Source organism: Undibacterium sp. FW305-107, from assembly GCF_058788535.1.
The window spans coordinates 185,935-200,446 of the sequence record NZ_JBYTAV010000009.1 but is presented as its reverse complement, the minus strand read 5'-3'; the positions used below and the strand labels follow the sequence as shown (position 1 = coordinate 200,446).

At 49.7% G+C, this 14,512-nt stretch carries 16 protein-coding genes; 11 read left to right on the top strand and 5 right to left on the bottom strand.

Annotation, left to right across the window (positions count from 1 at the left end; all coding sequences use genetic code 11):
* Window positions 1–55: 55 nt before the first annotated feature.
* The 3 genes from AC3WQT_RS20595 to AC3WQT_RS20585 form a co-directional block, all read right to left on the bottom strand.
* Window positions 56–1,681 (bottom strand): methyl-accepting chemotaxis protein, encoded by a 1,626-nt coding sequence (locus tag AC3WQT_RS20595; protein WP_492706597.1) that lies wholly within the window; start codon window positions 1,679–1,681, stop codon window positions 56–58.
* 281 nt (window positions 1,682–1,962) lie between these two features.
* Complete coding sequence (gene tcdA / locus AC3WQT_RS20590) at window positions 1,963–2,787, bottom strand: tRNA cyclic N6-threonylcarbamoyladenosine(37) synthase TcdA (protein ID WP_492706596.1); 825 nt, start codon at window positions 2,785–2,787, stop codon at window positions 1,963–1,965.
* Window positions 2,788–2,846: 59 nt separating this feature from the next.
* A complete protein-coding gene (locus tag AC3WQT_RS20585) occupies window positions 2,847–3,602 on the bottom strand; it encodes a helix-turn-helix domain-containing protein (RefSeq protein WP_492706594.1) in 756 nt (251 codons plus the stop codon).
* Between the two features lie 133 nt (window positions 3,603–3,735).
* Here AC3WQT_RS20585 and AC3WQT_RS20580 point away from each other — a divergent pair, with 133 nt between their 5' ends.
* From AC3WQT_RS20580 to AC3WQT_RS20545, 8 genes are all read left to right on the top strand, one after another.
* Window positions 3,736–5,163, top strand: a complete 1,428-nt coding sequence (locus AC3WQT_RS20580) for an FAD-binding oxidoreductase (RefSeq protein ID WP_492706592.1) — start codon at window positions 3,736–3,738, stop codon at window positions 5,161–5,163.
* Window positions 5,160–6,026 carry a class I SAM-dependent methyltransferase gene (locus AC3WQT_RS20575; RefSeq protein WP_492706590.1) on the top strand — a complete coding sequence of 289 codons (867 nt, stop codon included), beginning with the start codon at window positions 5,160–5,162 and terminating at the stop codon, window positions 6,024–6,026. Before AC3WQT_RS20580 ends, AC3WQT_RS20575 begins: the two co-directional genes overlap by 4 nt.
* A gap of 93 nt (window positions 6,027–6,119) precedes the next feature.
* Complete coding sequence (locus AC3WQT_RS20570) at window positions 6,120–6,653, top strand: hemerythrin domain-containing protein (protein ID WP_492706588.1); 534 nt, start codon at window positions 6,120–6,122, stop codon at window positions 6,651–6,653.
* Window positions 6,654–6,694: 41 nt separating this feature from the next.
* Window positions 6,695–7,330, top strand: a complete 636-nt coding sequence (pdxH, locus tag AC3WQT_RS20565; RefSeq protein WP_492706586.1) for a pyridoxamine 5'-phosphate oxidase — start codon at window positions 6,695–6,697, stop codon at window positions 7,328–7,330.
* Between the two features lie 133 nt (window positions 7,331–7,463).
* On the top strand, window positions 7,464–8,594 hold the full coding sequence (locus AC3WQT_RS20560) for an MGDG synthase family glycosyltransferase (protein ID WP_492706584.1): 1,131 nt from the start codon (window positions 7,464–7,466) through the stop codon (window positions 8,592–8,594).
* A gap of 14 nt (window positions 8,595–8,608) precedes the next feature.
* Complete coding sequence (locus AC3WQT_RS20555; RefSeq protein WP_492706582.1) at window positions 8,609–9,103, top strand: hypothetical protein; 495 nt, start codon at window positions 8,609–8,611, stop codon at window positions 9,101–9,103.
* Window positions 9,096–9,701 carry a dual specificity protein phosphatase family protein gene (locus AC3WQT_RS20550; protein WP_492706580.1) on the top strand — a complete coding sequence of 202 codons (606 nt, stop codon included), beginning with the start codon at window positions 9,096–9,098 and terminating at the stop codon, window positions 9,699–9,701. Before AC3WQT_RS20555 ends, AC3WQT_RS20550 begins: the two co-directional genes overlap by 8 nt.
* Window positions 9,698–10,300 (top strand): SRPBCC family protein, encoded by a 603-nt coding sequence (locus AC3WQT_RS20545; protein ID WP_492706578.1) that lies wholly within the window; start codon window positions 9,698–9,700, stop codon window positions 10,298–10,300. Before AC3WQT_RS20550 ends, AC3WQT_RS20545 begins: the two co-directional genes overlap by 4 nt.
* A gap of 63 nt (window positions 10,301–10,363) precedes the next feature.
* On the opposite strand, the gene AC3WQT_RS20540 is transcribed toward AC3WQT_RS20545, so the two are convergent.
* Both AC3WQT_RS20540 and msrA read right to left on the bottom strand, forming a co-directional pair.
* A complete protein-coding gene (locus AC3WQT_RS20540; protein ID WP_492706576.1) occupies window positions 10,364–10,789 on the bottom strand; it encodes an HIT family protein in 426 nt (141 codons plus the stop codon).
* A 15-nt stretch (window positions 10,790–10,804) separates the two neighbouring features.
* A complete protein-coding gene (msrA, locus tag AC3WQT_RS20535) occupies window positions 10,805–11,344 on the bottom strand; it encodes a peptide-methionine (S)-S-oxide reductase MsrA (protein ID WP_492706574.1) in 540 nt (179 codons plus the stop codon).
* 472 nt (window positions 11,345–11,816) lie between these two features.
* Between msrA and AC3WQT_RS20530 the strand changes: the two genes are divergently transcribed.
* The 3 genes from AC3WQT_RS20530 (at window position 11,817) to AC3WQT_RS20520 (ending at window position 14,507) form a co-directional block, all read left to right on the top strand.
* Window positions 11,817–12,149: a hypothetical protein gene (locus AC3WQT_RS20530; protein ID WP_492706572.1), complete on the top strand. Its 333-nt coding sequence runs from the start codon at window positions 11,817–11,819 to the stop codon at window positions 12,147–12,149.
* Window positions 12,150–12,330: 181 nt separating this feature from the next.
* Window positions 12,331–13,716, top strand: coding sequence for a hypothetical protein (locus AC3WQT_RS20525; RefSeq protein ID WP_492706570.1), 1,386 nt, complete (start codon window positions 12,331–12,333; stop codon window positions 13,714–13,716).
* Window positions 13,713–14,507, top strand: coding sequence for a hypothetical protein (locus tag AC3WQT_RS20520; RefSeq protein ID WP_492706568.1), 795 nt, complete (start codon window positions 13,713–13,715; stop codon window positions 14,505–14,507). The genes AC3WQT_RS20525 and AC3WQT_RS20520 overlap by 4 nt, the downstream gene beginning before the upstream one ends.
* The last annotated feature ends 5 nt before the right edge of the window (window positions 14,508–14,512 follow it).

Genomic DNA, 14,512 nt, shown 5'->3' with positions numbered 1-14,512 from the left:
GGCTTTTTTATGTTTACTGCTCATTGCTTTACTTATGGCTTTGCTTATTGCCTGCTCAACCTAATCGCAAACGCTGATCCTGATTTGCTGCTTGCGCTTTCTTAAACTTGCCGGTTTTGCCGTCACCACCTTCTGCCATGCCAGCCATTTTGAATACGCCTACCACCTGATGCAGATTATCGGCCTGCTCCAGCAAGCTTTGGGCTGCTGCTGCAGCTTCTTCCACCAAAGCGGCATTATGCTGGGTCACCTGGTCCATCTGGGTAATAGCCACATTAACCTGCTCTATCCCACGGCTTTGCTCACCGCCTGCCGCAGCAATCTCACTCATGATGTCTGCCACCTGCTTGACCGATGTCACGATCTGGCTCATGGTAACGCCGGTTTCATCCACCAGTGCAGTACCTGCGTCGACTTTGGATACTGAGTCACCGATCAATTGCTTGATTTCTTTGGCAGCACTTGCCGATCTTTGTGCCAGATTGCGTACTTCTGAAGCAACTACGGCAAAACCACGCCCCTGTTCACCGGCTCTGGCCGCTTCGACAGCCGCATTCAGTGCCAGAATATTGGTCTGAAAAGCAATGCCATCAATGACGCCGATGATATCGACGATTTTGCGCGAGCTATCCTTGATCGCTCCCATGGTATTCACCATTTGCCCAACCACATCGCCGCCCTTGCTTGCAAAATCAGATGAAGACATGACCAGTTGATTGGCTTGCGCAGCACTTTCAGCATTGTGCTGTACGGTCGAGGTCAGCTCCTCCATTGACGACGCGGTTTCCTCCAGTGAACTGGCCTGGCTTTCAGTACGTTCAGATAAATCCAGATTGCCAGTTGCAATTTCGTTCGATGCAGTGAAAATAGTGTCCGTGCTGATCCTGACCTGGCTGACGATGGAAATCAGGCTCTTGTTCATATTGAACAGCGACTGCAGCAATTCGCCTGTCTCATCTTTAGAGCTAACCTTGATATCCTGGCGTAAATCACCTGCAGCGATATTATTGGCAATCTCAACCGCATAATTCAAAGGCCGTGAAATGCTGTTGACCAACCAGATGCCCATGGCAGATGCAAACAACACCGACAAGACGATGAAAATGGCGGCATAAATCTGGAAGCTGTGGAAGAAGCTTTGCGAAGATTCATATTCAGATTTACCGACATTTAATTGCAGTTGTATGAGTGCATCCATGTTCTCCTTCATCGTCAAAAACAAGGGATCAACTTTGCCATGGAATAATTTTGACGCTGCGTCCGTCTCTTTATTTTTTAATGCAACCAGTGCGGGATTTAAGCCTTCATCCAGGAACTGTTTGCGTCTGACAGCAAATTGGTCGGCCAGGACTTTTTCATCTGGCGTCAGATAAGTCGCCATGTATTCTGACCATATCTTGCTGGCTTCTGTCTTGCCTTTCTCAACTGCGGCTATGTGAGCTGCCGACTTCTCTGGATCGTCTGTAATGGCCTTGGCGACGATGACCTGATTCCGCATAATCAGGCGCATGACAGCATCCAGTTGCCCCAGAGCGACCAGTCTGTCGTCATACACGGTTTTAATCGAATTATTGCTGGCATTCAGACTCAGATAGCCAGCCACACCTATGGATAACACCAAAGCTGTCAACAAGATAAAACTGAAGATGAGCCTGGTCTTGATGCGAATATCCTGAAACATACTTGCCCCCGTAAACGCTGTGTTGAACGTGACAAACCATGGTTAAAGCAAAGGACTTTTTTTGAATCTGGCCTGATACATGAGTATCATCAAGGCCAAAGCAGGACTAAAGCAGAACCACAGAGCGAGATATACTCGTCTGACAATTGACTGTAAGTGCTAAGAGGCAATAACTCAAGGTCTGACTAAAATTTCACAATTTCTTGAGCTATTTTCCCTACAAAGTATGAAAGATTGTTTCCATACGCAAATATTGGTATGAAATTTGAAAAATGCCTAAATTATTCTGTTTGATTGTCTACGCCGGGCGCAGCCAGTTTGCGCAAGACCTGGGCAGCTGCCATCAGACCGAAAGAGGCGGTAACGACGATGGAAGAACCAAAACCTGCACAATTCAATCCTGTAACACCAGCACTACCATCGGCACTGGGATTGAGATCGACTTCACAAGCTTCGGCAGTCTCTGGCATGCTGAGTGCTTCCATGGAGAATACCGCGTCAATACCGAATTTGCTTTTTGCCCCGCGCGGGAAACCATGGTTTTGACGCAAGCGCTTGCGTACCAGCGCCAGTAAAGGCTCTTGTTCGGTACGTGAGAGATCGCGTATTTCTATCTTGCCAGGATCAGTCTGCCCACCTGCTGCACCTATGGTAATCAGCGGTATCGCATGCTGGCGGCAATAAGCAATCAAGGCAGTCTTGGCTTTGACATTGTCGATCGCATCAATCACATAATCAAAACCGGGCTCGCCAAGCATGGCGTCAAGATTGTCTGGGGTGACAAAGTCTTCAACCTCGTTCACCTTACAATAAGGATTGATCAGGGCAATGCGCTCGGCCAGTGCGGTGACTTTGGCTTTGCCCACAGTGTCAGTATTGGCCTGTATCTGCCGGTTGATATTCGATTCAGCCACATTGTCGAGGTCTATCATGGTGATCGTGCCTATGGCACTACGGGCCAGTGCTTCCACCACCCAGGAACCGACGCCGCCTACGCCGATGACGCAGACATGTGCCTGCTTGAAACGTTCAAGACCTGCAGCCCCATATAAACGGGCAATACCACCAAAGCGGCGCTCAAAATCGATATCTATTACTTCTTGCATAAGAAAATTGCGCCCGCAGGCTGGACATTGTAAGCAGGCGCTATTTTACTTGATGCGGCTCAAGCCGTGACTTTACTGCCAGCTTTGCGCTTCAAGTCAGTGAACAGCGAAAATACCCAGGGTCGGGTTGCCAACAGCAGTGCCATGCCCTGCCTTTGTTCTGATGACAAGCTGGCATCAATGTCAGCCAGCTCATTAAATTCTGTCAACAGGCGCGCCATTTTTCTTTGCAATACTGCAATCGAGGCTGCGCTAAGTTCTCGGGTTTCAAAGCGTAAAATCGCCTGTTCTTCGTGAAAATCACTTTGCAAAAATTCTTCCATGACCTGCGACTGGTACTTCTTGCGTATGGGGCCGCCATCACGCCATTGCAGGGTGGTATGGGTCAATAATTTGATGCGGTTATTTGGATGCAATTCGATCAGGCCCAGACGCTCAAGCTTCATCAGTAACTGCAATAGCTCAGTTTCTGCAATCTCAAATTGCCTGGCAATTTCCTTGACTTGCCATTGGTTCAGCAAGAGATAAAACACGCCCAGCAACCTGGGTTGCTCTGCCAGTGTTTGCTCTTGCGATTCTGATAGCTCCCCCTTTAACTCTTGCTGGCCGCGCGCCAACCTTGCCAGTTCCAGGAAATCAAGTTCCAGCAATTGGCAGATGGATTCCAGCCTGCGTACTGTGAACGTCGATTCAGAAAACAAACGTTTCACGCTGGCTTCACTGATTTGCAAATGGGCTGCCAGTTGCGCATAAGTCAGGCCTTTTTGCTTCAGATGCTTTTTCAGGGCAATCGTGATTTGCTGAGTCAGGTTCATGTTGCGCCCACTTTCTGGATGAATTTAAGTGACAAAGTAACGTCAGGTATTGATATTCAATACTAATTTTTAATAGATTGTATATCAATACCCAAAATCGCAAAATGGAATCTTCAAATCAGGAGAAAACAACATGCCCAACAAAAACCAGTCACATAGCGTAATCAATGTAAATGATGTGCATTCCGCGCTCAACCTCACAAAAGTGAGCAGGATTGTTGAAGTGACCAATCTCGCACAGCTTGCCAGCACATTGGCCGCAGCAAAAAGCAATGGCAAAAAGATCGCCATCAGTGCTGGCCGCCATGCCATGGGTGGGCAGCAGTTTGCTGAAGATGCGGTCTTGCTGGACATGCGTGGCATGGATAAAGTGCTGGACTTCGATCGCGAACTGGGCATCATCACGGTCGAGGCTGGCATACAGTGGCCTGCGCTGATTGATTACCTGGAAGCCGCCCAGAAAGACAGCTTGCATCAGTGGGGCATACGGCAAAAACAAACTGGGGCCGATGACCTCAGTATAGGTGGTTGCCTGTCTGCGAATGTACATGGACGTGGCTTGCAAATGCGCCCGTTCATTGCCGACGTAGAAAGCTTCAGCCTGCTTGATGCGCAGGGGAACTTGCAACACTGCAGCCGCGAAATCAATCGCCACCTTTTCAGACTGGTCATAGGTGGTTATGGCATGTTTGGCGTCATTACCAAAGTCAGCCTGTGTCTGGCTAAAAGACAAAAAATGCGACGTGATGTCAGTATCATCTCGCTGGATGAGTTGATGCCCGCGTTTGCACAACGCATAGATGCTGGCTACGCTTATGGTGACTTCCAGTTCGCCATCGACCCTGCCAGCCCGGACTTTTTACAACGCGGTGTATTTTCCTGCTATTGCCCGGTATCTGATGCCAGCAGCATCAAGGAAGAACATGCGCTCAGCGATGAGCAATGGCAGCAATTGCTGGTACTCGCCCATGTGGACAAGAGCCGTGCCTTTGATTGTTATGCCCAGCACTATATGGCCAGCTCTGGCCAGATTTACTGGAGTGACAGGCTGCAACAAACCACTTATCTGGATGGCTATCACAAACAGATAGACAGCCTGCTTGGGCATCAAGGTTCGGAGATGATAGGTGAGTTGTATGTACCCAAAGCTGAACTGCCAGCCTTCTTGCATGATGCTGCGCAGGATTTTCGCCAGCACGGAGTGGATCTCATCTATGGCACGGTACGCTTGATAGAGGCAGATACAGAAAGTTTTTTACCCTGGGCCAAACAAGATTATGCCTGCGTCATCTTTAATTTGCATACTGAACATACTGAGAGCGGTATCGCCGCCACCGCTGCAGCTTTCCGTCGCTTGATAACTCTGGCGATCAAACGCGATGGCAGTTTTTACCTGACTTATGGACGCTTCGCGACAGTTGAGCAAATTCGCCACTGCTATCCCAACTTTGAAAATTTCCTGGCTTACAAGCACCGTTTTGACCCTGATTCACTATTTCAGAGTACTTGGTTCCTGCATCATGCAGCCATGTTCTCTGCAGACCTGGAGCAGGCAGCATGAAGACAAATCAGGCCAGCAACACTGCGCTGATCGTCGCAGCCGGGGTGCAGATGCTGGCGCGTGATCCGGATTACCGCGACCTGGTGCCACACGCGATGGCAGTACATGGCCGACGCTTATTGCGGGCCAGCCACCCGCGTCTGTCCGGTCTTGTTGCACGCCACTGGTTTCGCACACTGACCTATGCGGCAGAGAAAATCACTCTGCCTGGTATCTTGTTGCACTATGTCTTGCGCAAAAAGCTGATCAGGGAATATGCCGCACAATCTGTCGCTGCTGGTACACGTCAGATCGTCTTGATAGGTGCTGGTTACGATACCCTGTGCATGGAATTGGCTGAGCAGTTTGCCGGATTGAAACTGATAGAAATCGATCATCCGGCAACACAGACTGTGAAGCGTGCTGCGGCAGGACCATCACACGCAAATCGCATACACTATATCGCGGCTGAACTGGGTAAACAATCTCTGGCCGAAGTGTTAAGCAGTTGCCCGCACTTTCATGCAAGACAAAAGACCCTGTTCATCGCAGAAGGTTTGCTCATGTATTTGACGATCGCCAATATTGCCCAGCTATTACAGCAAATGAAAATAGCCGCAACCGAGACATCATTGATTTTCACCTGGATGGAAATCCAGGCAGACGGCCGGCCCAACTTCCGTCCGGCCAGCAAGATCATCGATTTTTTTCTGAAAAGAAAAGCCGAACCTTTTTTGTCTGGCATGGCACAAGACCAGGTCCCGGCATTTTTGCAGAAAAATGGTTTCAATCTGAACGACTTGAAAGAAAGCGCTGCGGCAACTCAGCGGGCAAGCAAGAGCCAAGCTATCGCCGGGGAATATATTTGTCTGGCGCATAGTTAGCACGTCCAAGTCAGCACGTCTGAATTTGATATGACGCAAGCATGGCTAGCCTGTCTATTGCATAATAGGCAGATCAACACATGCAAGGTGAACATGAATACTCTATTCGACAGTGCCCCAGGCTTTGATCAGCCCCTGGCAGTACTCAAGCATTGCCATGATCGCATACGCAAACAACTGGCAACCATGACTAAACTGCTGGAGCACTTGCCTGCGTACGGAGCAGACAAGGATGCCCAACAGGCCGCGCAGTCTGTTTTGAATTACTTCATTAAGGCAGCACCCTTGCATCACGAAGATGAAGAAATCAATCTATTGCCTGAACTGCAAGTCACTGCCAAGAATGAAGATGCAAGCCTGTTAGCCAGTTTGTTGCCAAAAATTCTTAGCCAGCATGAAGACATGGCGGCGCAATGGCAACAATTAGAAAAGCAATTAAGTGCCATTGCAGCAGCAAGCGCGGCATCCTTATCTGCCAGCGAAGTGCAAGACTTTCAAGCACTGTACAGCGAACACATGCAGATAGAGGAAACACAGATCGCCCCCATGGCCAAGCGACTGTTTTCTGAGGCGCAAATGGCAGCGCTGGGCGCGGCCATGCAGGCAAGGCGTGGTATTGCTGCATAAAAAAACATACCGATCTTCTGAATACTTTATCAAGGAAAACCATGTCCGTAGCTGATATCCGCACCGACTACAAAAAAGCCAGCCTGGCTGAATCTGATGTAACCAGCGATCCTTACAGCCAGTTCGCCAACTGGTTTGATCAGGCTTTGAAAGCCGATGTGGCAGAGCCGAATGCCATGACACTGTCTACAGTAAATGTGGAAGGCAAACCCAGTTCACGCATCGTACTCATCAAGGAATTTGACGAGAGAGGTTTTTCCTGGTTCACCAATTACGATAGCGCCAAAGGCCAGGATCTGGAAAATAATCCCCATGCTGCCCTGCTGTTTTTCTGGATTGCACTGGAGAGACAGGTACGTATAGAAGGCCGCATAGAAAAGCTCAGTGACAAAGAAAATGATGCCTACTTCAACAGCCGCCCGCTGGGCAGCCGCCAAAGTGCACTGGCCTCGCAGCAAAGCCAGCCTATCTCTGACCGTGAAGCACTGGAGCAAAAATTGGCCGCCGTAGTGGCAGAATTTGGCGATCACCCGCCACGCCCAGCCCATTGGGGCGGCTACCGGCTAGTGCCAGAGCGCGTAGAATTCTGGCAAGGCCGCAGCTCGCGCCTGCATGACCGTATCATCTATACCCGCGATGACAATGGCGCTTGGAAGATATCCCGCCTGCAACCTTGAGCTTATTTGAACTTCTTTGAAGTTATTTCGCACCCCGGACTACCTCCTGTGAGGAGGTAGTCAGCAAGTCAATTTGGCATGATGGTTTACAGACCATGTTATCCTCGGTGTTTTTTTACCGACACCGAAGTCCATGCCTAAGAAAAAGATCTTGTTGTTAAGCGTTTCTGCTGGTGCAGGCCATAAACGTGCTGCCCAGGCCATACAGGCCACTGCGCTGCAACACGCTGCCGACACTGAAGTCTTGCACCTGGACGTAATGGATTTTGTCACCGCCGGGTTTCGTAAAATCTATACAGACTTCTATATCAAGCTGGTCAATAAGGCGCCGACCTTGTGGGGTTATCTTTACCACGCCAGTAATGAAGCGCAGTCTGACAGCACCATGGAAAAACTCAGGCGCGGCATAGAGCGCCTGAATGCCCGTCCTCTACTGCAAGCTATTGCCGATTTTGCACCGGATGTTATCGTCTGCACCCATTTCCTGCCTGCCGAAATGTTGTCACGTCTGCTGCGCAAGGAAAGGCTGCATTGCCCGGTCTGGGTACAGGTCACCGACTTTGATTTACACAGGATGTGGGTGCATGAACACATGGCAGGCTATTTCGCTGCCAGCGAAGAGGTTGCCGACCGTATGCGTACGTCTGGCATCCCGGCTGAGCGCATTCATGTCACTGGCATCCCCATCATGCCTGCTTTCACCCAGGCACTGGACAGGAAAACCTGTGCAGCAGAATTCGGCCTCGATCCATCTCTGCAAACATTCATGCTGATGGGCGGTGGTGCTGGCCTGGGTGGCCTCGACGAAGTTGCTGAACGCCTGTTGTCATTACCTGGCAATTTTCAGCTTATCGTACTGGCTGGCAAAAACGCCCCTGCCCTGCAAGCCTTGCAAAAACTGGCCTTGCGTTATCCCGGACGCCTGCTTCCACAAGGCTTCACTGACAAGGTAGAACGCCTCATGGCCTGTGCTGATCTGGTCATTACCAAGCCCGGTGGCCTGACTACATCTGAATGCCTGGCCATGGGACTGCCCATGATCGTCAACTCACCAATTCCAGGGCAGGAAGAACGCAATGCCGACTTTTTGCTGGAACAAGGTGTTGCGCTGAAAGCCTATGACGATGTCAGCCTGGCCTATCGCCTGAATCATCTGTTACAGCATCCGGATAAATTGCACGACATGCATCTCAAGGCGCAAGCGCTGGGGCGTCCACAGGCAGCAATACAGGTCTTGCAAACCATACTGGATGCACCGGTTTGAGCCCTGGTTTGACGATGAAATCTGCTAACAATTCAACTAATAATGCATTCAAGGCCTTCTTGCTTTGCTTTATCTTTGTCTGTGTACTGGCGCTGTTCTTTGCGCAGGTAGAAATCCAGATCGAAGGCAGTGGCGGCTGGGCAGCCAATCTGCCAACCTGGCGTATAGAAAAGCACTGGCTGCTGGACATTTTCTGGGGTGGCAGGGCCATGACGGGTTACCATGCCTGGGTCTTTCCTTTCATCACCTTGTTTTTTCATTTTCCCTTTGCGATGTTGCAGCAATGGACGGTCAAACTGGAATGTCGTGCCATCGCCAATATCATGACATTCTGGATAGTCGAGGATTTTTTATGGTTCGTAATGAATCCGGCATATGGCATTTCACGCTTCAGCCCGCGTGATGTGCCATGGCATATACACTGGTTGCTGGGTGTACCAACCGATTATTGGGTAGGATTAATCGGTGCCATTTTTCTCTATATTTATTCGTATAAAAAACATGCTTAATAAGATCATGAAGATCAGCAAGATGCAAAATAAGCGTGGCAACAGCTATCTGGCTGCACTGTCCTGTGCTGTCTTGCTAGTCACAAGTGCCGTCAGCGCACAGGAAACTCGTTCCCCGGACTGGGCGACTCCAGTAGCAGAAACGCAAAACCTGTTCCGCGTACATCAAGACTTTTACCGCAGCGCCCAACTCGACAGCAAGGATGTCGCCTTACTGCAATCCCTGGGCATCAAGACGGTGGTCAGCTTACGCTCCTTTCATTCTGACGCCAGCATCTTCAAAGATTCCAGTATCAAGCTGCAACGCATAGGCATCAATACCTGGAATATCAATGATACCAATGTCATCTCTGCCCTGCGTGCCATCAAGGCGGCAGAAAAGGATGGCCCTGTGCTTTTGCATTGCATGCACGGCGCTGACCGCACTGGTCTGGTGACTGCCATGTACCGTATCCTGTATCAAGCCTGGACAAAAGAGAAGGCACTGGAAGAATTGATGAAGGGTGGCTATGGCTATCACAGCATGTGGAAAAATATCCCGGAGTACTTGAAAAAAGTGAATATAGAAAAAATACGCGAAGGTGTGAATAAACCATGAAGCATGTATCAGTTTTAATTGGCATCACGTCCAGCTTGCTATTGCTGCCAACTACCCAGGCAGCACAACTCGACGCCAGCAAATTCACTGAAACACAAGTGCAATTGATAGATCAAAGCAAGGCAGACAGCAATGGCAAGACTTTTGCTGCAGGCACTATCCTGAATGCGCCTGTCGCCAAAGTCTGCGCAACCATACAGGCTTATGAAGACTATCCCAGCTTCATGCCTAATACGGCCAAGGCCAAGGTCACTCGTCAGCCAGATGAATCTGCCCTGGTCGATTTCACACTGAATCTGCCGCTGGGGAAAGTAAAAAAATACCGCTTGAAAATGACACCCAAAGTCAGCTCTGCCGCATGTAACCTGAGCTGGAAATTGCAACCATGGGAAGGTTTGAAACAGGAAGAAACCATAGCCGATACCTCAGGTCAATGGGAACTGACAGCCCTGGCTGACAACCCCGCCAAAACTGTCGTCAAATACCATGTCTTTACCGATCCGGGCCCGGTGCCCATGGGCCTGGGCTGGATAGTTGATAGCATGAGCAAAGACAGCATACCGAAAATGATGGATGCGCTCAGGAATAAATTGCGTTGAATGATGTGAAATGGATTTGAAAAACAGGAGAAGCTGTAATTCTCCTGTTCTTCTGGCTCAAGTTCATGTTAACGAGCAAATTTCCTGACTAAGTGCCAAACGCGCTGCATATGCCTGCAATACATCCAGGCCTGGCTCCTTGCGTGGCCAGATAAGCTCTACCCCATCCCCGGCAAAGCGCGGCAGCACATGTAAATGCAGGTGCGGCACAGTTTGCCAGCCAGCTTCACGATTTGCCTGCAAGATAGTCATGCCTTCAGGTTGAAATTCTTGCTGCACAGCCCTGGCTATCGCATGCGCAGCGCGCATCATCGCCACGGCTGTGGCTTCATCAGCATCCATCAAGGTCAGGTAAGGCTGTTTGCTGGCGACCAGCACATGACCAGGATTGATCTGCCCGGCATCCATGAAAGCAAACACCAAAGCGTCTTCATACACTTTGGCACAGGGTAGCTCGCCAGAGATCAGTCTTTCAAATATGGTAGGCATAGCTTCTGATCATGCTTAAGTGATCAGCTTGCTGGAAAACATCTTCCTGGCCTTGGCGACTTTTGGGGCTACCACGAATGAGCAATAGCCTTGCTGCGGATGCTGGCGGAAATAATTCTGGTGATAGTCTTCCGCAATATAAAACATTGGTGCCTGGCTGACTTCCGTGACGATCGCATCATCCCAGACCATCGCCATTTCCTTGACGACCTGCTCAGCAGTTGCCTGCTGTTGCGTATCATGGAAAAAAATCACGGAACGGTATTGAGTGCCACTATCATTACCCTGACGGTTCAGCGTGGTTGGATCATGGATGGTAAAGAAAATTTCCAACAATTCCCTGTAACTGATGACAGCCGGATCAAACGTCAGGCGCACCACTTCTGCATGGCCAGTTTTGCCCGTGCAGATTTGTTCATAAGTGGGTTGATGCACTGCCCCGCCAGAATAGCCGGACTCCACTTTCAATACCCCGCGAATTTGCTGGAATACCGCTTCGGTACACCAAAAGCAACCGCCTCCCAGTGTGGCAAATTGAGTTGATGTCGTGGTCATGGCTTTCTCCTAGTTTATATGGCAGTTGAATATACTTAGTCTGCTCACAAGTCATTTTCTTACATTTATGAATTTTTTGCTCACAAGCTGCAAGCTCAGATGCAAGTGCGGTAATTTCAGAATCCACCCAATTTGTCCGAATTCTTTTCTAGTTCAATGTACACAATACGTGCACAACGCGCAGCACATTACAATGGTAATTAAAAAACAACTTTTAAAATCCGGCCAAATGTGAATTAATGTAACCATGCAATCCAAAGATTACAAAAACTTACACGAGAATATGAAAGGAAATACTTGGTATACGACTAAAATATTTCCTCAATTTTGGTGATGTCTTCTCCCACTGCCAGACACAGTGGTGAGTCATTCAAATATCCACAGACATCCTGTAGAGATGGCGGATACCAGAATTTAATTGCCAGACCAGATTTGGCGCATATTTTCTCTTTGCTATTTCAATAAGTACACCATGTTAATTGACGTTATCAAAAACGGTTTCAGGACTATCTTCAGAGTGCGCCATGACCGCGAACTGCCACCACCTGGCCCTAAACCGGCATTTGGCAGCACCGTTGTCTATAAACGCCTGAAGATGCAATTGATCGTGCCTATTGACTATGAACAATGGGAATGGCTGACCGAAAAAGGCTGGCGCACGCTGGACATGCGTTCAAACCGCCGTCGCTACTTCAAGGTACCGCGCAAAGCGGTGACACGTCTGTTACATGCCAATGAAACAGAGCGTGAAGTGCTGCTTCTGCAAATCATAGAACATCGCTATGACAGATCACGCCTGCACTGATTAATTTTAAAGCAACATTTTTTAAATTATCCATATTTTATAAATTCGCGATACAAACTTGCATTAGCATTAAGAAAATGGATTTTTAGTCATATGCTCAACATCATTTTCTTGATGCGCACTGTCAAAAATTAAAATCCTGACAATACTCAAGCAGGCTGCAAGCGGTTAAAATGCCCGCATGCAAAATATAAGTAACGACGCTGAGGTTCAGAACGAAGACGATCTCGCTCTGCAGACCTATTTCAAGCCTGGTATTACTCCCGAAGACGTTTCCGCTGTATTCCCCCTGAAGCGTGGCCAGCCTGTTTTACAGGCTTTTACGGCTTTGTTTCATGGCGGTTTCAACGGGGTGCTGTTGCGCCTGCTGGTTTTGCGGGAATTGACAGCGGATGTGGAAACACCTTCGCTAAGCCGGGCAGATATCAATGCCAAACTCGGTTATCTCGAAGCAGATGCTTTGGAGACGGTATTGTCACGTCTGCGCTCTACCGGCCTGTTGATCTGGGACGCCAGCCAGTCTGTCTACCGGATTACACCGACGGCACGTAATGTGCTGGCAGCGATAGAGTCCTTGCTGCAAGTCGAAGAAAACAATGACCAGGCTGAGATGAGTTATATGCTCACCCAGGTTGCCGGTGCACAGGCCGTTGGCGGCGTCTCGGTGGAACAGTTGCATCACTTGCTGGGCCGCCTGATAGAGTTGACGGAAGAATTCTCGGATGCGATAGCCTCAGGCTCAGAATTCCAGTTGCGCACTGCCCAGCAAAAATGGCATACCGCCTGTGACTGGGTAGAAAAAGGTTCAGAGATCATCCATGCCATCACCAATGACAGCCGTGCCGATGCAGCAACACACAGGGCAGCGCAGGCCATAGGCCGCGCCCAGAGTGCCTTGCTGAATATGCAGGGCATGTTCTCAAGAGCTTTGAACCAGATTGAGCGCCAGCGCGTGCATCTGGGTCAGTCTGGCTTGTCGACCACCGATATCAAGACCTGGCTGTTGCAAAAGGATGATCTGGCAGCTCTGGCTGACGATGCATTGGCAAAACCTGTAACGCCGATGTTCATCACGCCCTCAGAAATGATAGACGTGGCCGAGAGTGAGTTGTTGAGCCACCGTGTCTCTGCCCTCGCTGGTGCCTTGCCTGCCGGTGAAAATGCACCGTCGATTGCCAACGATGATAGCGATGCCCTGCATGAGCTCGATCACTGGCTGGCCTTGCTGACTGAGGCCGATGCCTCAGAAAAACCGATCTCGCTACAAGATATTTTATTACCGTCGAATTTTTCGATTGCCTCTTACCGGGCCTCCATGCTGCCTTTGCTGGGTGACCCCAATGAATCCGCCTTGCAGGGCGCAACCGGGATACTGGCACGCCTGCCGCTGGTCTTCAATTCCAAAGACAAAATGCACAAGGTGCATGATGAACATGTCGCGGCAATGTCCATTGCCAGCCTGAACGCCCCCGATGCGGCCAACGCAGTCCAGCCAGCACGCAAAGCGAAGTCATCTGCACCCGCTGAACCATCTGCACCACCTGTACAGACAAGAGAAACACCATGATCGAAGATGCACAAATCCTGATCGCCCGCTTGCTGGCGCACCAGACCCTGCGCCGTGAAGACAAACTGGTCAAGCGCGCCTTGTCAGATGAATTATTCCGCACCGAGATCGATACACGCCTGAAAGCCTGCGGCATGAAGTTTGTCGATAACGTGTATGCCGACTATGTGACCCTGGCACTGACACGCGATAGTGAATCCAAGGTATTTGGTACCAAAGAGACCTGGCAAAACAATAATTTTGGCTTGGCTCGCGATGGCGTGGCCTTGCTGGTAGTCTTGTGGTCTTTGATTATTTTGCCAAAGCGTGAACGCCAGGAAGCCCATCAACTGGCAGAAGAAGACCAGAATGATATGTTTGGCAAAGACAAACCCATGCCGCGTGCGGAAGATACCTCGATAGGTATTTCTTACCGCGCCCTGCTGGCAGACTTTGGTGAAAAGCTGGGCAAGAAAACCCGCATGGATATGAACCTGGGCCAGTTGGCACGCGTAGGTTTTATTGAGCGCAAGGCAGACCTGATTTTGGAAGGCCCGCTGCTGGATTTGCTGATGGATACCGATACCCTGAAAGACCGCATCATCAATGGTGCGCTGTCAGATATTTTCCAGATCCCGGTACCACGTACACCAGCCATCATCGTCCCTGCTGTTGCGCCTGAAGTTGAATCTGAATCTACTACTGAAACAAATGAAGCAAGCGTGGAAACGCCCGTTGCTGCTACCGATACAAGCGCAGACACAGACGCCGGTCCTGGCGCAAATACCGACACCAATACCGAAAAAGAATAAGCACC